Raw genomic sequence first — 20136 nt, 5'->3', positions numbered from 1 at the left:
ATTTTGACAAAAACGCCTGCATCTAACTAGCTGGTTTTGTCTCTGATTTAAGGCTCCCGCCTACCAATTTATCACAGAGACCTTTAGGCATAAACACGAATGCGTCTGGTTGACTATCTTTGGTGGCAGATCCTGCGCAAGAGGAGGTTGCTGTAGAGCAATCATTCATACCTGCTTTTACAATACCATAGCATTTTTCATTAGATCCTGAATCTGTGGTCTCTGAGGCTGCAATGGCAGAATGGCTGGAAGACAGCACTAAAAAAGCTGTAATTGCTGATTGTACAAGCTTGTCTTTATTAATCATTGTAAATATCCTTATTATTGAAATGAAATATCGGTAATAAATCCTGACTGAATCCAGCTTTTTAAAAGAGAAGCAGCTCGCATGCCAATCATATCTTCATCATGCCATTGGCATAAGCCTTCACAGAGTTCTCCGAACGATAATCCCTGTAATGTTTTGTCAAGAGCCCAGGCTTCATCATCTGCCAGTAAATAAAAGCGATTACTATATTCATGGCGCCACAATACCCAGGGCGAGGGCTTAAGACTCTTGTTCATCGTCGGGAGTTCCTGACCATTAGCCAAGGCTTCCCAGAGGTCAACCACATTCCATGAAAAATTCATGCGGCTTAATGAAGGATGGGCTTTCAGAATCATGCTTTCCCATAATTCGGTTGGGATCGCTGCCATCTGATCTAACTGAAATACAGAGCTCTCTGCAGCATCGAAGGCAAGCGTCATATTCCATTCAAATTGCGCAAGCTCAGCGATAAACGGCTCGCGATAATAACTTGCTAAAAAAGATGCAAGTTTATCCCCATACCAGCGAATGGAGCGGTAGGTAGAAGGGTAAGACGCCAGATAATCCAGGGACATTTGATGGAAAACCTCATCCCCTAAACATGTCTTAAGATGAGGGAAGTTGCTGGCCATTGCCTTTTCCAGGCGTGTTTGATAGGCATCACGATATATCTGCAGACAGGTCTTCGCGGATGCAAGCGCGGTACCCACAACTGCCTGTTCAATGTCCAAATGCCCGCAATGTAAATAATTCTGAAAATCCCGTTGCAATTGTTCCCAGTTACTCATAGCAATGCTCCTGCATAGCAAGACGGGCAACCTCTCTGGCTCTCCCAAGCTCAGTTAATAACTCAGCTAACGGTGGGATATTGTCATCACGCTCAATCATGGTTGATACTGGTCCAAATCGTTGAACCGCTTTTTCGTAAAGCTCCCAGACCGGTTCAATAACGAATGCATCATGGGTATCTATCAGATAATTGCCGCAGTTGGAATGTCCGGCTAAATGAATTTGGATGATTTTCTCCGGCGGCAGTGCATTCAAATAATCCATGGGATCAAAACCATGATTCACTGCACTCACATAGACATTATTCACATCGAGCAACATATAACAACCAGATTGTCTCAGGATACTGGTGATAAATTCCCACTCCGTCATCTCCGAGTGCTTATAGCTAAGATAACTGGAAACATTTTCTATTAGAAAAGGTTTCTTCAGGTAATCCTGAATCTGTGTCAGCCGTGACACAATATGTAAAATTATTTCTTTAGTGTAGGGTACAGGAAGCAAATCGTGCATATTCAAACCATTCACGCCTGTCCAGCAAAGATGGTCTGATATCCAGACTGGTTCGATGCGGGAAGCCAGCTCCTTCACTTGTTTAAGATAATCCCACTGAATGGGATCGCTACTGCCTAATGACAGAGAGACGCCATGCATAACCATAGGATAGTGCTCGCGAATTTTGTCAAGATAATACAAAGGCTTTCCGCCTGGAATAAGATAGTTCTCGCTGATGATTTCAAACCAGTCTGTGTCAGGTAAATAGTTTAATATGTCTTCATAGTGTTGCGTGCGCAAGCCTAAACCAAAGCCCAGGTATGGCAGCTTTTCAGGATGTATATTGTCAACATTCATCAGTTCAATAACTCAATCAATTGCGGCAAGCGCACCAGGCATCTGATCATATTAAACAGTATCAGGGAAGTATTCCATCGTAAATGGATTGAGCGATATGCAGGCTTTCTAATTGCACACCTCAGGTGTTTGGCAATTAATTCTTGTTTAGCCAATGAGAGATGGCTTCTTTACTGTTTTCAATAATAGTGAGTACATGCTGATAAAGCGGTTCTAATAATTCACGCTCCCCGGATTTCCAATATCGGTCAAAGTATTGACAGGCCATTTTTAGCCGGATCGTGCCGACATACACAGCGCCGCCCTTAATCTTGTGTATCAGCTGCTGAGTTTTATCCCAGTTTCCTTGCTGATGAGCAAGTACTAATTGCTCGGTCTCGACGGGCAGGGATTCAGACAGCATGAACTTAAGCATTTCAGAAAGGCTGTCAATATCGTTTAAGGTTTTTAATCCTTCTTCAATATCTAGCAGAGGAAACTCTGAAAGCTGAAACCAATGCTCCTGTAAGTTAAGCGTTGTTGTATCATTTTGCTTTTCTGCCAGAGCTTCTTCTTTTGATCTGCGGCCAGGAATAAATGCATCCAGCATGTCCTCGCAGTTTTTTATCGTCAGCGGTTTGCTCAGTACAGCATTCATGCCGGCCTCAAGACAGCGTTTTTTGCTTTCATCGCCCACATGGGCAGTTAGTGCAATGATCGGAACATGTGTTTTTTTTGCTAATTCCTGGACACGGATTTGATGAGTAACTTCATATCCATCCAGATCCGGTAAGCCGATGTCCATTAAAATCAGATCATAATGACCATTTTTCCAGAGATCGATTGCCGCTCTTCCTGACTCTGCAATTTCTGCTTCGCAGTTTAATTTTGATAAAATGGAGCGGGCAGCCGTCTGTGCAATGGCATTGTCTTCCACAACCAAAACGCGAAAGCGATGGTTAGTCATAGCAGCAGGCTTTATTTGCTGAGCCGTTTCATAGGCTCTCTCCAGCGTTGTTCCCAGCGTGCTATCGACTCCAAATTCATCCTCCAGGAGAGGCTTTTGAAGAGGAATAAAGCAGGTGAAACAGGTTCCTTTCAGAGGCTCACTTTCCACATAAATTTCGCCATTGAGTTCATCAATGAATTGTTTCACCACGGCCAAACCAAGGCCCGCTCCCTTATAAATACCCTGATAGGATGGAGTTAGCCGCTTGAATTGCACATAAATTTCTTCCTGCTTATCCTTGGGGATACCTATTCCGGAATCTTCGACGGCGAGCTTAATGACCAGTTTCTGTTCATCGCGTTTGGCAAGACAGATTGACAGTTTGACAAAACCCCTATCAGTGAAATTCAAGGCATTAGCCAATAGCTCTAAGGCGACTCGGTGAAGCCGCACTTTATCACCAATCACGTATTTTGGCAGGGAGGAATCAAAATGCATGGAAAGCGATAGTTTTTTCTGTGCAGCCTTGGCACGATTTAATTGAATCACATGCTCCAGGACCTCAAAAAGATTAAACTTTTTCTTAAGTTTTGGAATTTCGCCTGAACTTACGCGAATGGCCTCAAGGACTTCATCGAGGAGGTCCAAAAGCGCGTGGCTGGAAGCGACCAGATTATCGGCATACTCTTGTATATTATGGAGATCAGGCTCCATCTTTAGAAGGTCTGCAAAGCCTACAATGCCGGTCAGCGGGGTGCGGATGTCATGCCGCATGTTTTCCATGAACTCATTTTTAGATTGATTGGCGGCTTCCGCACGTTCTTTGGCTTCTTTAAGTGCCTGTTCCAATTGTTTTCGCTCAGTGATATCAATTGAAATCCCAACTACGCCAATTATTTCTTTTTTGTCATCAAAAAGGGGGACCCGATGGGTGAGAAAATGAATAATACGTCCATCGCTATGGGGAATCGGAGGTTCTTCAATGTTTAACTTGGGAAGGCCTGTGGCAATGACTTCGAGAGTGTCCTTTTTAAAAGATTGAGCGGCGGTATCACTCCATCGCCCGATAGTGCGCATTTCATCGAAACTCAAACCTTTGAAATCATTGATAGAGTCTAAGCCAAACATGTTTAACACATTCTTGTTGCAGCCTACGGCACGCCCCTCTTTATCTAGCCAATACACGTTACCAGGCATGCAGCCGATAATGGTTTCATAATAACGGATGACTTTTTCAAGAACGTCTTCAACGCTATGATTCTGGCGATGGTCAATGCTCAAGAGTTGCTCTATCTCACTTAATTGCGTTTCAGGGCTAATACTTGAATTTTTCATCAGTGATCCTTTTATCAATCTCTTATCTCATTTTAGTGTTTCAAAACTGGTTTTGCTTCCGGGAGCAGGGATGGCAAGTCTACGGGGCCAGATAGCTCGCCGCCTGCGTTTTCTTTTGGACTGGTGGATGCGGATTGTGTGAAAAAGCCGATATTGCGAGCGGCATGATGGGCGAGTTTCTGATTAGAAATTAAACCAGACAAGGTTTGCAGGCAGCAGGCGAAATAAAATAGTAAACCTTTGGTGTTTGGCGAATAGGTTATCACCGGTTCCATACCGGTTATATTTACAGCAGGAGGATAAGGATTCTGGTCTTTCTGAAAGTGTTTCTCGAATTGGGTATGCAAGGTTTCATAGTGTAACTGGATTTGTTTCTCGGATAATGGAAGTAAAGAACAGGTTTCATAGGGTTTTTGATTTCTGGCAGATGCCGCGATAAACACTGCATTGGCTAATTTGAACAGATCTTCCAATGTCTCTGGCAGTGTTTCCTGGGCTTTTAACGCATCTTGCCAGACTTGTTTATGTAAAGGATTTATCTCATTTTCAGCTAAACGATTCAGGCATAGTTTAACGAATGATTTCTCTCTTTCATACGGGTTTTGAGTTGCAAAAAAACTACTTAAATTGAATTGGCTGGATAGTGAGGCTGATGGATTTTCTGAGTTTAATTCCTGCAAAAGGTTATCAAAGGGCGATTGAAAAATGACTTTGATTCCTTGTTGAGAAGCGACTTGACTCAGCTGTTTCTGGTAAAAAGTTTTTCGTTCCAAAATCAGTTTAACAAATTCGCCAAATGCCTGATCGGTGATTTGCTGATGGAAGGAAAGTTTGAGTCCAAACAAAAGATAGTCATAGACAGGCAAATGATAATGTATGGTAATATCGGCATTGGGCTTGGCGAGTGATTTCATTAACAGACAGTTCTTCTCGAACTCGTTTAATAGTATTAGCTCGAAGGGATTACTGGTCTTATCCTCGGCGTTATCCAGAGGGTTTTCATGGCGAACCGCGGTAATCGTAGCACCAGGCTCCAGGCGAATCTGATGGTTGATCAACTCAATTTCTTCCCCTTTATCGGGCACCGCCCGAAGGCTCGCTCCAAACATACATCCGGCTGTAACAAATTGACTAAAGCCATTAAATTGCTGAAATGCTGAAGATGACTTGGTTAACCAGGGGTAAATGTAAGTGCCAAGGGTTGTATTCTGATTTTTAAAAAGAAGGGGTAAAAATATTTCATCGCGTCGTTGTTTATTGAACAGCACAGTGGGTTTCTCAGGTAATGGCAAAAGGTTCTTTGGGCCTGAGGCATGGGTTAGGGCTGCCAATAAGGTCTGGGTTTTTTTAACAGCACGGGCATTCGGGCTGAGTGAGCTTTTACCGTTTTGTTCCTGGTGGAAATAAAATTCACGATTGTTGATAACGAAACTCTGCGCTTCCTGGGAAACGGATTTATCCTCTGTGTGCGGAGTAATGATTAATAACCCCCGTTTAAAAAACTCAGAATTGAGGTATAGATCTGCATACTGCAGCCAGAATGGCATTCCATTATTGTCCTTAACTTCTCTTTTTTCTTCCATTGCGAGTGATCCATTTTTAATTAAACATTGACACATTTATGCTTAGTTTAGATTAAAATATGACTGTCATTGATAAGTTGATGCAAAGTGATTGATTGGTGGGCTGATTTTTTTTGAAATCATTTATCATTCTTAAGTTAAAGTGATTGCCGAATTCCTCCTATAAGAGCCTACGTACCCCGCTTTATGCGGGGTATCCATAAAAATGCTAGTGAGTTTTAAAATGCTTTTGCCAATCAAACGCATTGTCTGGATACCGCGCATAAAGCCTGAGGGCTCCCCTCATTTTTTCGTTAAAAAAAAGTAGCTTATCAGGTCAAAATGACTTTAATTGTGTCGTTTCCGCGTAGGCGGAAATCCATCTTGCAAACAACGTTAGGAATTATCCTGAGAAATAGATTCCCGCCTACGAGGGAACGACACGACAATAGATCTGTTTGGGTAATTATTAATCATCCGTTGACTATATAAATAATGAGGGGAGCCTCAGGCATAAAGCGCGGTACGTAGAAACGAAGAGTAGACCGAGAAACGTAGAAGCGAGGAGCTGACTCTGTTTTCTGAGATGTGTAGATACTTATGGACTTAATGACAGGGGCTAATGGGATAAGGCCTGGATTTTTGCCATAAGTAAGAATGAATTATGTCAGATGTATGATACTAAACAGTAAGGTTATCTATGTTGAGCAAAGCATCAGGAGTGGAAAACCTGATGCTTTTAATGAAGAACTAAGCGTGTACTGTCAAACTAATATACGGTCCCCGAAAGCCGAAGTCGTTGGTCTCAAGTCCATTAATGCGCTGAATACCATCAAAAGCGATTGTTCCTCTGATTGTGTCCATTGCATTGAGGAATTCGTTAACCTGATAACCCGCTTCCAGAGTTAAATTGGCAGCATTTGAAAATGCATAAGAATAGTTAGCACCCACTCTTGCCGTTATACTGCTTACGACTCTATCCTGTTTTGGCCAGCTAAATCCGAAGTTTGTACCTGCCAGACTTACATAGGAATTTGTCTGGCTTTGCCCGGCTAACAAACCATAATCAAAATAGCCTACCAGTCCAATTCCATAAGCCAGCATATAATTTCCCTCGATACTGACCATTGGGCCTGCACCGTCATATTTGCTAATCATATTACCAGGAGCAGCAAAGGTAAGAGAGTGTTTCAGTTCAGCATAGCGAACACCCACTGAGGGCCGTATTGAGAAATTATGATTTACATCGGTATATTTTCTTCCAACTCTCAGATCAACCTGATCAACTTCATATTTTAACTGAGCGTCGCTCACAAAACCGAAGGATGGAGGAACGGTTGCATCAGGAAATAAAATACTGCCAAATCCAATTGAGCCATTTGAGAAATCATTGGTTGCATGTGTTTTATTTTCTAAAAACAAATAGTTGGCTTCGATATTATTGGCAGACATAGGGAAATCGTATCCCAGTTTGACGTTTCCTGCCCAACGATGCGGGGGATTAAACGGTTTGCTTCTAGCAGTAAAGCCACCCGGGCTAGTAAATAACCAGCTGTCAGTTACCATGCCAATTCCAGTTTCACTGGGTTTTACATAATAAGCTGTTCCCCCGAGATAGAAACCACCAGGTGCGTCAACAGCACAAAGTACTGATGTACAGCCTACCTCACCCATGGTTCCCGCAAAAGCACTTCCTGAAGCGTATATACTTGCTAAAAGCAAAGGTAAATATTTTTTTGTGTACATCATTTTCTAAATCCTTTTATTTCGTGACGCTAAATATAGCGGGATTAACTATATAAAAAATACAATTATTTCGCAAATCCTAAAATTATCATGGTCTCTATTTGTTTAATGTAGCTGCGCTCCTCACCCGCAAGCGGGAAAACGCTTTTTATGATAAGCTCGGCAATAGTACTAAATAGAGCAGATTATGATTAAAGTCGGACAGTATAATAAATTAAGGGTTATCAAAGAGGTGGCTTTTGGTGTGTATCTGGATGCCTATGATTGGGGAGAGGTTCTGCTGCCCAGGAAATATGTCCCTAAAGATACAGCCTTGGGTGATCTGGTTGAAGTTTTTATCTATTTTGACTCCGATGATCGAATGATTGCCACTACTTCCAAGCCCGCTATTCTGGTGGGAAGTTGTGCACTTTTGAAAGTGATTGATGTGAATCGAGTGGGGGCATTTCTTGATTGGGGGCTGGATAAGGATTTACTTGTTCCTGTGCCTGAACAGCAGCGTCCGATGGAAAAAAATAAATCCTATCTGGTCTATGCCAAACTGGATAATCAGGGACGAATAATTGCAAGCTCCAAACTGGATCGCTTTTTAGAAAAAAATCCTGGTCAATTCACACGTGGTGAAGAAGTGGATTTATTAATTGCGGATGCCAGTCCTCTTGGTCGAAAAGTGATTATTAATAATCGTAGTTGGGGGCTTATTCATTCTTCTGATATTTTCCAGCCCTTGCAGTATGGTAAAAGAACCCGTGGTTATATCAAAACTGTACGCGATGATGGAAAAATTGATGTTGTTCTGAGAAAAATGGGGCAGGAAAATATTCAGGATCTTTCGCAGCGGATTTTAAGTGATTTACGAAAAAATGGCGGCTTTCTCCCTCTGCACGACAAGAGCACTTCTCTCGAAATCATGCGAGCGTTTAGCGAGAGTAAAAAGAGCTTTAAAAGTGCTATAGGCCAGCTCTATAAACGTGGTGAAATTATCATCGAGTCGAATGGTATCCGTCTGGTAGACAAGCATAAATGATCAAAGTGCTTATAGTCTTTTTTCTTCCAGCCATTCATTAATCGCTCGAATACTCTCCGTAATAACCGCTGCAGCCTGCTGATAAAGAGGCTCCAGTAATTTCCTTTGACCTGACTTCCAGTAGCGTTCCAGATATTGACAGGCCATTTTGATACGAAGAGCCCCCACGTAGACTGCGCCGCCTTTTATCTTATGAGCCAGTTGCTGGGTTTTCTCCCAATTTCCCTGATTATGCGCTTCCTTCATTAAAAGAAAGTCCTGAGGCAGGGAGTCTTTCACCATGAAGCTAAGCATGTCGGCGAGTTGACTCTCAGTTCCATTGGTTTTAAGTCCTTCTTCAATATCCAGCAGTGGGAATGCATTCAGTTTGAATAGATGCGATTCGATTTGAGGCAGGTCGGAACGATAGCTATTTTCCGGGCCATTCTCGGGCGCATGACGTCCTGGAATAAAGGCAATGACAATATCAGAGCAATTTTTAGCGGTCAAAGGTTTGGTGAGCACTGCGTTCATGCCTGCATCAATACAGCGTTTTTTATTTTCATCACCGGCATGAGCAGTCAGAGCAATAATCGGGGTATGTGTTTTTTTAGTTAATTCATGGACGCGAATGGCATGCGTTACTTCGTAACCATCAATATCAGGTAAGCCGATGTCCATTAAAATTAAATCGTAGTGCTGCATTTTCCAAAGCTCTAGCGCCTTTATTCCATTTTCTGCGATATCTACGGTGCATTGAAGCTTGGTGAGAAGGGATTTAGCCGCATGCTGGGCGATAATATTATCTTCGACCACAAGCACCCGATGCTCCAGAGATTGCACAAAAGGGCCGGGCGGTTTAATTTGCTGTGCATAGGTTGTTTCATAGAGTTCATCTTCCGCTGTTGATGAATACTCCTCGACTCCCAAATCGTCATCAAGCAGCGGCTCTTGCAGCGGAATTATACAGGTAAAGCAGGAGCCTATCCGTGGTTCGCTCTTGACATAAATTTCTCCGTTTAGTTCATCCACGAATTGTTTGACTACTGACAGCCCTAAACCAGCGCCCTTATAAATGCCCTGGTAGGAAGGAGTAAGACGCTTGAATTGAACATAGATCTCCTGTTGTTTATCTTTGGGAATGCCAATTCCTGAGTCTTCGATAGTTAGTTTTATTACCAGCTGTTGCCCCTGCCGTTTGGCAAGCAAAGCGGACAGTTTTACAAATCCAGTGTCAGTAAAGTTTAAAGCATTCGCTACTAACTCAAGGACAATGCGATGAATGCGTACCTTATCGCCAATCACATAACGCGGTATCGACTTATCAAAATCCAAAGAGAGCGACAAACTTTTTTGCGCGGCGCGGGCCCGGTTCAGTTTTATCACGTGTTCTAACGAATGCCGCAAATCGAATTTTTTCTTCAGCTTTGGAATTTCTCCCGAGCTTACGCGAATCGCTTCCAGTACTTCATCCATCAGCTCAAGCAGCGCATGACTGGAGGCGATTAAGTTATCGGCATATTCATGAATATGAGGGGTATTGGAGTCCATCTTGAGCAAATCAGCAAATCCAACAATTCCAGTCAGGGGCGTCCGAATATCATGGCGCATGTTCTCAAGGAATTCGGTTTTGGCTTTATTGGCTTCTTCGGCAAGCTCTTTGGAGCGCCTCAGCTCATCTTCCATTTTTTTGCGCTCAGTTATATCGACTGAGAAGCCCAGGAGGCCGACAATTTCTCCACTGCGACTACGAATAGGTTGCTTTTGCGTCAGAAAAACCCGCTGTTCGCCTTGCGCGGTCGTGACCAGGTCCTCGAGTGTTAGTGGGGTTCCATCCTGCATTACTTTCCGATCAATCTCGTCGATTTTCCTGGCAGCTTCATAATCTGTTATTATTTCATAAATTGTTTTACCTATGAAACCTTGTCCATTATGATCAAACAGGGCGATTTGATTGGTATTTGCCCCCATATAAACGCCTTCTTTGTTTTTCCAGAAAATATAATTAAAAGGCATGCTATTAAAGAGCAATTCAAGAATTTCTAACTTCTGAGTCGGATTCATCCGTTGCGTTCATCAGATTAACATACGTCTAGTATAGATTGATTTGGGTGTTAGTTGAACAACAATAGTGAGCTGCGATCGATGATAGCGGTTGGGTGAGCGAGGAGAAAAATGCATTATCTGAAAAAATATTGTACATAATGCATTTAATTTGATATTATGATTGTTCAGGATACTCTACACCTCGAGGGAAAATGACTGTTAATGTTTTTCTATACAATGTGGTCCCTGTCAAAGCCGATTTGACAGCGCTTAAAAACAAGGCTGATACTCCATTTATCCTGATTGGAAGCCACTATTGTTTAAGTCATCTTTCTGCTGAGAATAAAGGGCTTTTTGATGAAATTCATCCTGTTCATAACAGGAGTTTTCATCAAATCCATCATCAGGAAGTAGAGCACATTGTATTGAGCCTTATTGAACGTTATGGCGCAAAAAATTTGCGGCTCTTATCCAATGAAGACAGTACTCAGTTAGTCTGTGCGCAATTAAGAGAACAGTATGGTATCCCTGGAAACTCTCTTGCCCAGGTATTGCCTTATGTAAATAAGCTGGTGTCAAAGAATAAACTTCAGGGGCAGTTGAGAACTCCCCGATTTACCCCCTTTGAGAAAAAAGCCTACCAGACTGACGCTGAACTTTACATCAATGAAGTGATCCAATCTATCGGCTTTCCAATGTTTATTAAGCCGGTTGATTTAGTCAGCAGCATTGATACATTTCATATTCCAGATGAAGCCAGCTTGCGAGCGGTACTTGCAAAAATTGTGGAAAAGCCCTGGGATTTTGAAATTGATGAATTCATTGAAGGCGAATTGTTTCATTGCGATGTGATTGTTCGTAACAATCGCAGCGAGTTTTTTATGGCGGGTCAATATGCCTGGCCACTGGCACGGTTTTCCAAAGGCTCACCTATGGGGAGCATTCCAGTAAACGATGATAGCCTGCTTTCTCGTTTAAAAGACTTCACTGAAAGGGTTTTAAACGCGCTTGGCCGTTTTTCATCCGCATTTCATATTGAAGTATTCAAGCATAGTCAAACCGGGGAATTAATATTCCTGGAAGCCGCTGCCAGGACGCCCGGCGCAATGGTTCCTGACATGTACAAGATGATCATGGGCAGGCATCTGGAGGAATTGCATTATCATGTCCAATTATTTCCTGAGCAGGAATTAACGATTGAGAAACCGAAAACGCTTGCGGGTTGGATCACTTTTCCCAAAATAGAAGGTACCTTGAGTGAGATCAGAAAACCGGAACTGTCTGTTAATTATCAGTTTTTTAGCGTAGTTAAGAATGGTGATTCGATGGAGCAGGCCGCGAGCTTACTGGACAGTGCCTGCAGCATTCTGTTTTGGGACGACTGCTTTCACAACATAAGTCATACATTTGAATATCTAAGGTATTTTAACCCATTAACAATCTCCACCAGCAAGCGTTCTCTATCTGGAAACGATTAATGGGTTCCTTAAGTTAATTATTTCGGCATTCTCGGTGAGCTTGGTTCTTCACCTGGAAAGAAACCAACTCTCTCTATAGGCTGTTTCCTGTATCTCTTCAGCTCGGCATTAAGGGATTTTATTTGTGTTTCCAGTGAGGCTTGCTGATGAAGGGCTTCATTGATTGTGTGTTTTGCCTCTTCTATTTTTGCTTTTATTCGCGTACTTTCAAAGGGTACCCTGGAAAAACACTCTATCGCTTCCAAAAAACGGCGTTTTTCAAAAAACTGATCGCCGGCAACCAGTAATAAATCACATCCATATCCCCAATCAATACATGTTAATGTCTTTTCAAGGGCCTCTTCATGTTGTTCCTTTTTAATTAACTGCTCAATATCAGTCAAGACCTCGTCAGTAGTTCGATACATTTTATTCTGAATAAAGCCTTTAATTTTCTGCACTTCATCAGGAGCGAATGGAAGTTTATCAAGAATAACCTGCAACTTTTGTTCACATTGCTGTTCTGTTATGTAAGCAAAAATCAGCTTTGATTCATCGTCAATAGAGAGAGAATTCTCTTCATTATTAAACCAGGATGAGACCTCCTCTTCTCTGCTTTTCTTCAGTGTTTCAGGGCTGTCTGACCAAGACCGCGGGATTCTCAAGCTCAGGCTACACACTGTTTTTTTTTCATAGTTTGTATTTTCATATTCTGTAATACAAATATTCACTTGATTAATAAAATCATGATGAGGGATATCGATTGCGCACCTGAATCTCACATAATAACCAGGATCTGACTCATATTTAAATTTGATGGTGGACTTAAGCATTTGCCATAAAATTGTTAATAATTTTACGCAGTATACTTTTTTTGTCCATAAAATGCCATGGGTATAACAGCGATCTCCGAGGTGAGGGGGGCATTTTGCCCATAGCCGTCAGGCTAAGGTTTAAAGTATCCCCTCTCCACCGCGCGTAGCGTGGGGGAGAGGGTAGGGAGAGGGGGTTAAAAAATTTATCACGTTAGTGATTCCATTTTGTTGTGATATTAAATCATAGCCACAAAAATGAGTAATGAATCGCTACGCGACCTTATTTATAGCCCCCTCACCCTAACCCTCTCCCCCACGCTGCGCGCGGTGGAGAGGGGATCAGATATTCTTAGCCTGTCGGCTATGGGCAATTGCCCATCTCTTGAATATTAGTCATTGGTTGCTGGTTTGGAAGTGAGTCCATCTGTTTTTTTACCGCAGCATTTAATGTGATTTGTGGTCACACAGGAACATTGTCCTTTCGGTATGCCGGCACAGGAAGGCTGACAACCGTTGCTGCTTTGACCCTGAGTGCTTAAAGTTTGTGAAGCAAATGCAATTGGACTGGCAATAAAACAGCAGCTCAGGAATACCAAACCTGTTAATTTAGTTTTCATTATAACTCTCCTTGTCTATAAAATGGGCACGCTCAAGAAAAGTGTAGTCTATAACCAGAGCATTTAGTTAAAATGAATATTTGAACCGGTATTTTATATATCAGCACTGCAATCCTCGACTTATCATTTTTTCTTGCATTTTTTAGAGCGATCTACAATGCTTTTCCTGGTATCAATTAAGAGGAAAATTATCATGGTAGATCGTAAACGTATTTTTATTATTGGCCATTCCGGTGCGGGGAAGGGGGTTCTGGCACAGGCACTTGCCAAAGAGCTTGGCTGGAAATTTATAAGTACAGATTTTGCACTGGAGTCTTCCATCGGTCGAAACATAGAGGAAATAATCAGTGAGCAGGGTGCTCAGGCATTTCAAAATTGCCAGTCGGAGATATTGGCGTATCAAATGACTAAAGACAATATAGTAGTTACTACTGATGAAAGTATTATCTTCAGTGAAAAAAACAGAAAATTATTGGCCTCCGAATTCACTATCTATTTGCAAGTCAGTTTAAATATTCAATTAGAAAGAATCTCCTATAATCGTCCTCTTTTGCCAGTCGAAAACTATGCAAAATTTTTAGAAAGCAGACATCATCAGCATGACCGTTTGTATAAAGAAGCCTCTGTATTTTCCCTGAGTTCGGATGATGGCGAAATTGATTCACACGTACAACAGATTGTAAATGCTTTAAAATCTAAAGATTAAATCCATTAAAAACCACATAGCCAGGGCAACGGAAGAACTGGTTATGTCATCAATTAAGAGACAAATGCATCAGCCCTAAAAGTCAGCCATCTGCTAAACTGTTAAGAAGATAAACAGAGAGTGAGCTTAAGATGAGACTCATTATTGCTTTTTTTCTAGGATGGATTGCTTTTGATGTCTCAGCTGCCGAATCTGTCTGTAGTTCCTCAGGTGCTTTCAGGAATGCGAATGGCTGCATGCCTGTCGTATTTGTGGTACGGCATGCGGAGGATACCGCATCGGGTCCTCATGCATTGACTGCTGAAGGAATGAAGCATGCAGAGTTATATATCAAGTTATTCAATGACTACATATGGGGTGACACGCATAGCATTGGCAAAGACAAAAATCCGGCCTGTGTTTGTCCGGTGGGGAAAATAATAAGTATCAGCGACAAGGGCGGGGATGTTTCACCCCGAAATCCCAATCCTAACCCCAGCTCAAACCCCTATCAGACCATCCTGAAAGTTAGCGAAAGCCTTGGAATTCCAATTACTACAGACAATGGTGAAACCCAATACTGGAGCAGCTTTCAATGGAATGCGGATGCCAAGAAAAAGCTTTTTGATTATAGTGGTAATCAGGCTCAATTTTCGGTAATAATTGCCTGGGATAAGCAAGGTTTAAATCCCACCGCAGAAGATTATGCCAAGCTGGTTACCTGGCTTAGTTCACCTGAGTCGAAAATCTCTTATAAAGACTTTACTCCATTACTTAAAAACTTCCCCAATAAACTCCCCGCTGACGGCTCATTTGCCCTGGATCCCTCAAGAACCACCCTCTGGGTATATTCGGATCAAAATGAAGAAGGGAAATTTGTTAATATGCGGGTTTATCAGCAGGTTTTTTACAAAAAGGATTGTACAAGCGATCCCTCATGGGCCCCCAAGCTCGATTCTGAATGTATCATTCCCCAGCAGAGGAGTTATTAGCTTGCTCAGAGCGTCTGATTGGCAAAAGCATTTTAAAACTCACTGCCATTTTTATGGATACCCCGCATAAAGCGGGGTACGTAGTCTCTTAGGGGTACGTAGCGTTCTAGAGGCGGGATTATCGATTTCGTGCTACAAGAGGCATTGATTACTCCGACACAAGTTTTGTTTCAATTTAAAACCACCACTGCGTTCATCGGGCTATAAGTAATAAAACCCAAATCCAGGCCTTCGCTAACTGAATACACATAGCCTCCCTGAGTTCCAGCGAATAAAAGACCCGATGAATTAACAAAAAGACTAAACACGGTCTGAGCAATACTTCCCCAGTTACCCCCACCCATAAGTGCATTGCTGGAATACACATATTCGTTTGCCGTGTTGGCAAATAGACTGTTATTGGCAACATAAACGCCCTTAACCGGGCTGCCATCAACCAAACCATTGATCGCAGTCCAGCTGACACCGTTATTGGATGAATAATAGACATTGCCATTACTGGTCCCGGTATAAAAGGCACTGTTAGTTAAAAACAGAGCGTTTACCGCACTTCCATCCGGAGAAGAAAGGAGATTCCAGCTGCTGCCATTATTGAGGGAATAGTAAATAAAACCACTGGCGGTTCCCGCATACAGCTGATTATTCAATACAAACACCGCGTTAATGGCGCTGCCATCAGGGGATGTGGTTTGCTGCCAGCTATTCCCATTATTCAGGGAATAATAAATAAAGCCATTGGCATTCCCTGAATACATCACCAGAGGGTTGATCCATAAACTATTGACCGGACTACCCGCACCTGGCATTTGCACCGTTGCGCTCCAGCTCAAGCCGCCTGAAAATGAATAATAGACATTGCCGTTTTGAGCGCCGCTAAAAAAAACAGGATTGCTGGTAAAACTGACTGAAACCTGATGATTGGCGGTGATATTAGTCAGTGTAAAATTGCTCCCGCCCATTTGCACTACCGAGCCGTCGACAAGCCATTGATAAACAGAAAATCCCGGGGCAGGATTAGCATACAATGGCAGGCTGGATCCGCTATTAACCGCCTGTGTGCCGCTGGGGAAGACACTGCCGCCACTGCCCGCACTGATGTTCACTGTGTATTGATTTGCTGCTTGTACGCTGATATTCAGGCTGTTAGCTGGACTGGGTTGATTACAAAGCAGTGGACTGGGATTGCCGTCAGGCGCTATTTGACAAATAATCGGTCCTTCATTGATTTTGCCGGAAATTTGACTGGCGGTAATCTGCAGACTCAGAATACAGGATTGCCGGGCGGTAAGGGTAAAAGGATTAGGGCAACTGCCGGAATCAGTTAACTGAATAACACCGGCAATAGGCTTCATGGTGATGGTGTGTGGTTTGAGCGACTGGTTAGTTACCAGATATTTAACAATGGCCGTCTCACCGCTCGCTAATTGCAATACCACTGGCGTTTGCGGGATCATGGTGAATACCGGAGAGCCGGCCAGTGCCAGCTTGCTTATGAGAGATAAAGTTAACAGGCTTAAAACTTTGAATAGTTGATTTAATTTGTTCACTTTGCTTCTCACATTCTAGCCATCATTTGGACAAAGTTAGGAATATTTGGGGAGCCCACACCGACCACATCATTCCAGAACTGATTTTCTACAATAGTGAGTGATGAATCCCAATTAAATCCAATCTCCTGATTAAAATAAGGATCGTGTAGCTTGAAGGCAGAAACAGGACCTCCATTGATTGGCGTTGCACCGCTGATGACCAGATGCGGAGGGGTGATCAGGTTAATCGCTTTGTTCTGTAGTAAACTGGCGTTATAAACATAAAAATAGGGGGCAGCGAGGCCTATGGGGTGTGGATTACCCGCCAGAGCCGCTCTCGCCTGATTGACCAGCGTGAGTGTACCTGAAAATAAAGGAGTTGCCAGGCTGGCACCACCATCCCAGCAGGGATTGCAGCCGTCTGAATAGGTTAATAAGCCCGTGTAAAGGTCGCCCAGCATAGCAATATCGGGCAGGGCACGTTTGTTATTCGTACCCTGAGGATAGCCGCCGACAATAAAATTACTAATTGAACTCTGCCAAACTGGCGCACTGCGATAGCGGCTGACTCCGCCCATACTGCCTGAGTAGAAGGAGCCATTGACTAAGGTTCCCCAGCCTGTTTCAAACGCATAATTCCATAATTGGTCAACAAACAGACTGGTACCGCTGACAGCCGTGACAAAAGCTGAACTGACCGGATATTGCACGCTCGGCTCTGCCCCCATAATGCTGCATGGCCAGCTGCTGGCATAGGTTTGATCACCGCAGTCGCCGGCCGCAAAATTAACGCTTAAACCCTGGGCAGCTGAAAGTTGTAAAATGGCTTCCAGCATTTCAAATGGATGTTCCACATCATTATCCCAGCTATTGGATACCACATAGGCATTGGAAAAACCGCCAATGGAAAATTGATTGCTGGTGATGGTGGTCAGCGCATGTGCTACTTCTGCGTTATTCACATCATCAGTCATCACCAATACAATATTGGCGGCCGGAGCGATCGTATGAGAGGCGTCGATATCGAGGATAATTTCACCATCCCATCCATTGGGATTGGCGCAGGGGCCGGTATAGGGAGAGCCGTCAGGCTTGACTACCGCAAAGTTACTGGCGTTAAGCTGGGGCAGGCTGTTTTCTGTATTGTAATGATTAACGTGTGCCAATATCTGGTTTGGCGTTGAATTTCCGCAGCCGTCGATGATGACAATGGTTTGATTGGCTCCATCAATGGCTACCCCATTAACCGGGGGAATTTGATTAAGCTGATAGACTGTTCTCAGATGACTGCCGGACACGCCTTGCAAAGAGGTAGTGGTTGGCAGAGCGGCGGGGGTAAATGAATCCCAAAGGAGTTTTATTTCCTCTGGCTGCCAATGTGCGGTGTCTATATTGAGATTTTTGGGTTTAAACCTCCGTTTAGGGCTCGCGTAAGGGATGTTGCTCAGTCCACTGACTCCCGCCACATGAGCGGCGATTTCCCGGGGGAGCAGGGGGGCTTGATCATTGCCGTAGACAATCTTGTTTTTGTAACGATAATGATTCAGTTTGATGTGAAAAATCTGCTCGATTTGCTCCGCAGTTCCCGTAATTTTCAGATTGGAGTAGAGCGGCTCGACCTGCATGCCTTGATGCTCAAAATAAGCTTTAATTGCTCTGATGGTTTCATCATCGGGTAGATAATCACGTTTCACTTGATCCGCATTCAGAAATTGCTGGAAAGCCGGACTTTGCGGGTCGTATATGGACTTGACCTGCTGATCCAGTTGTGTTGGGTTACGTAATTTAAGCCAGAGAGTAACGCTAAGTTTTTTCTCGTGATTTAATGGGCCTAGACGTTCTGCCTTTTGGATTAATGATAACTCAGGATTGGGCAGGCGAACATGGGCAGTGTGTGCAAATAACGATGTAATAATGCATTGCAGCAGGATAAAAATTAGTCCTTTAACCAACATTATGAATCTCCAATGGGCGATAAGCTAACTGAAAAACGAAAGGGCAGACTGGCATTGCCAGGGAATCGTCTTTGCGAGCGGCCATCTCTTTGCAGGCGGCCTAAAGAGAAATGCAGGAGGAATTATTCTAAGCAAAGATAGAATGAGAAGCAACTAAATGCCTCAATCATAGCGGGCGTGCTTCGTCCAGCAATTGTTTGAAGCCTGTGGCAATCTGATCCGCATTGGCAATATGATGATTCTTGTAGGTAGTTAACAGGCCAATAACGTGCATGCCGGCATTTTTAGCGGCATCAATCCCATGGGGTGTGTCCTCAAAAACCAGGCAGCGATCTGGAGAAATATTCAACTTGCTGGCAGTCAATAAATACCCTTCAGGAGAGGGTTTACCCGTTTTGACATCATCTGCGGTGACAATGGTATGAAAATACTGCAGCAGTTTGCCCTGGCTTACTTTGGAAAGTACGGCTGAAATTTCAGCTCTTGAAGAACCGCTGCAAATGGCTAACTGATTTACCCTGGAAATTACATTAAAAAGGAACGCCTCGAAGTCTGCGATTAGAGGTAATTCATTACGGGTCTGGATAAGCTGGGTGTATGCGGCGACTTTTTTATTAATCAGATCGTCAATTTCCCGTGCCGATAGTTTGTGGTTTTTATTGTGTATCAGCCGTGGGAACATTTCCTTATCAACAAAGCCCAGATAATGCTCAACATATTCTTCATAGCTCAGCGGAGTTCCCAAGGGTTTTAGTGCATGACAGCAGGCTTGGTAATGCAGAAATTCGCTATCAAAAATAACCCCGTCAAAATCAAAAATGATTGCGTCTATTTTCTTAAACAACTCTGTCCAGGGCATATTTGCTCCAGAAGATTATCGGTGACCAATTCTTTTATTGTAGACAAAGCCTGTAAAAAAAGTTTATTCCTTAGGGTGAATGAGAATGATTTCATGAAGTGATGTTTAGTACTGTTAAGAAGAACCAGGCAAACTAAGCTGTCGTCTTTGCGAACGAAGTGAAGCAATCCAGATCCTATCTTTATTCAAGCTTCAATCTGGATTGCTTCGCTACGCTCGCAAAGACGGTTTTGAGTATCTATCGTTATTCACGCAACAATGCCGTGCAGGTATGACAGTATAATTATTACAATTGAGTGATTAATTTTTAAATCCCTCTCTCTAACTCTCTCCCTGAGGGAGAGAGGATTTTAGAACGGCCTATTTACCCGCAGTGTCGTTCAAGCCAGCATTGATCGGTGGCCTGATCGCAAATGCGCACGGTTTCGCAGGGCACATAATAGCGTGGTTCTGCTGGAACATTGATGATGACATTGGGTCCTGGACCCCAGCCGCCACCGTAAAAACCACCCCAGCCATAACCGCGTTCATAGCCGTGATGATGGTGATCTCTGTACCCTCCGCCCCCATAAACACCATACCAGGCCTGGGCATGACCTGAGAACATTAAGCTTAGAAAGAAAGCTGGAATAAGCAGTTTACTCAATCGTTTCATA

Annotated in this window: 17 protein-coding genes; 4 read left to right on the top strand and 13 right to left on the bottom strand. The window is 43.2% G+C overall.

Going from position 1 to position 20136, the window contains the following annotated elements; translation table 11 throughout:
* Window positions 1-22: 22 nt before the first annotated feature.
* From DYH61_RS12670 to DYH61_RS12645, 6 genes are all read right to left on the bottom strand, one after another.
* Window positions 23-307 (bottom strand): BufA1 family periplasmic bufferin-type metallophore, encoded by a 285-nt coding sequence (locus tag DYH61_RS12670; RefSeq protein WP_058507872.1) that lies wholly within the window; start codon window positions 305-307, stop codon window positions 23-25.
* A gap of 14 nt (window positions 308-321) precedes the next feature.
* Window positions 322-1095, bottom strand: a complete 774-nt coding sequence (locus tag DYH61_RS12665) for an HvfC/BufC N-terminal domain-containing protein (RefSeq protein WP_058507871.1) — start codon at window positions 1093-1095, stop codon at window positions 322-324.
* Window positions 1088-1948 (bottom strand): MNIO family bufferin maturase, encoded by an 861-nt coding sequence (bufB, locus tag DYH61_RS12660; RefSeq protein WP_058507870.1) that lies wholly within the window; start codon window positions 1946-1948, stop codon window positions 1088-1090. Before bufB ends, DYH61_RS12665 begins: the two co-directional genes overlap by 8 nt.
* Before the next feature lie 136 nt (window positions 1949-2084).
* Complete coding sequence (locus DYH61_RS12655; protein WP_058507869.1) at window positions 2085-4211, bottom strand: response regulator; 2127 nt, start codon at window positions 4209-4211, stop codon at window positions 2085-2087.
* Between the two features lie 32 nt (window positions 4212-4243).
* Window positions 4244-5794 (bottom strand): hypothetical protein, encoded by a 1551-nt coding sequence (locus DYH61_RS12650; RefSeq protein ID WP_058507868.1) that lies wholly within the window; start codon window positions 5792-5794, stop codon window positions 4244-4246.
* Window positions 5795-6523: 729 nt separating this feature from the next.
* Window positions 6524-7522 carry an Lpg1974 family pore-forming outer membrane protein gene (locus tag DYH61_RS12645; protein ID WP_234999744.1) on the bottom strand — a complete coding sequence of 333 codons (999 nt, stop codon included), beginning with the start codon at window positions 7520-7522 and terminating at the stop codon, window positions 6524-6526.
* Window positions 7523-7706: 184 nt separating this feature from the next.
* Here DYH61_RS12645 and DYH61_RS12640 point away from each other — a divergent pair, with 184 nt between their 5' ends.
* The gene (locus DYH61_RS12640; protein ID WP_058507867.1) at window positions 7707-8546 is read left to right on the top strand and encodes a CvfB family protein; all 840 of its coding nucleotides are present in this window, start codon (window positions 7707-7709) and stop codon (window positions 8544-8546) included.
* Window positions 8547-8555: 9 nt separating this feature from the next.
* Here the strand turns inward: DYH61_RS12640 and DYH61_RS12635 are convergent, their stop codons facing one another.
* On the bottom strand, window positions 8556-10589 hold the full coding sequence (locus DYH61_RS12635) for a response regulator (RefSeq protein WP_058507866.1): 2034 nt from the start codon (window positions 10587-10589) through the stop codon (window positions 8556-8558).
* A 194-nt stretch (window positions 10590-10783) separates the two neighbouring features.
* Here DYH61_RS12635 and DYH61_RS12630 point away from each other — a divergent pair, with 194 nt between their 5' ends.
* On the top strand, window positions 10784-12049 hold the full coding sequence (locus DYH61_RS12630) for an ATP-grasp domain-containing protein (RefSeq protein WP_058507865.1): 1266 nt from the start codon (window positions 10784-10786) through the stop codon (window positions 12047-12049).
* 17 nt (window positions 12050-12066) lie between these two features.
* Here the strand turns inward: DYH61_RS12630 and DYH61_RS12625 are convergent, their stop codons facing one another.
* Window positions 12067-12810, bottom strand: a complete 744-nt coding sequence (locus DYH61_RS12625) for a hypothetical protein (protein ID WP_133129131.1) — start codon at window positions 12808-12810, stop codon at window positions 12067-12069.
* Between the two features lie 422 nt (window positions 12811-13232).
* Window positions 13233-13460: a hypothetical protein gene (locus DYH61_RS12620; protein ID WP_058507863.1), complete on the bottom strand. Its 228-nt coding sequence runs from the start codon at window positions 13458-13460 to the stop codon at window positions 13233-13235.
* A 193-nt stretch (window positions 13461-13653) separates the two neighbouring features.
* On the opposite strand from DYH61_RS12620, the gene DYH61_RS12615 reads away from it, so the two are divergent.
* Complete coding sequence (locus tag DYH61_RS12615; RefSeq protein WP_058507862.1) at window positions 13654-14166, top strand: shikimate kinase; 513 nt, start codon at window positions 13654-13656, stop codon at window positions 14164-14166.
* Window positions 14167-14297: 131 nt separating this feature from the next.
* Window positions 14298-15137 carry a hypothetical protein gene (locus DYH61_RS12610; protein WP_058507861.1) on the top strand — a complete coding sequence of 280 codons (840 nt, stop codon included), beginning with the start codon at window positions 14298-14300 and terminating at the stop codon, window positions 15135-15137.
* A 170-nt stretch (window positions 15138-15307) separates the two neighbouring features.
* Here the strand turns inward: DYH61_RS12610 and DYH61_RS12605 are convergent, their stop codons facing one another.
* The 4 genes from DYH61_RS12605 to DYH61_RS12590 all read right to left on the bottom strand — a co-directional run bounded on the left by DYH61_RS12605 (window position 15308) and on the right by DYH61_RS12590 (window position 20135).
* Entirely contained in the window at window positions 15308-16684 is a 1377-nt protein-coding gene (locus DYH61_RS12605; RefSeq protein WP_065236163.1) for an InlB B-repeat-containing protein, read from the bottom strand.
* An 8-nt stretch (window positions 16685-16692) separates the two neighbouring features.
* Window positions 16693-18621 carry a S53 family peptidase gene (locus DYH61_RS12600; RefSeq protein ID WP_058507859.1) on the bottom strand — a complete coding sequence of 643 codons (1929 nt, stop codon included), beginning with the start codon at window positions 18619-18621 and terminating at the stop codon, window positions 16693-16695.
* Window positions 18622-18787: 166 nt separating this feature from the next.
* The gene (locus DYH61_RS12595; protein ID WP_058507858.1) at window positions 18788-19480 is read right to left on the bottom strand and encodes an HAD family hydrolase; all 693 of its coding nucleotides are present in this window, start codon (window positions 19478-19480) and stop codon (window positions 18788-18790) included.
* A gap of 364 nt (window positions 19481-19844) precedes the next feature.
* Complete coding sequence (locus DYH61_RS12590; RefSeq protein WP_058507857.1) at window positions 19845-20135, bottom strand: hypothetical protein; 291 nt, start codon at window positions 20133-20135, stop codon at window positions 19845-19847.
* Between the last annotated feature and the right edge of the window lies 1 nt (window position 20136).

The sequence above is a fragment of the Legionella quinlivanii genome (genome assembly GCF_900461555.1).
Taxonomy (GTDB): Bacteria; Pseudomonadota; Gammaproteobacteria; order Legionellales; family Legionellaceae; genus Legionella_C; species Legionella_C quinlivanii.
The sequence above is the reverse complement of the archived record's forward strand: the minus strand, read 5'-3'. Positions and strand labels throughout refer to the sequence as shown.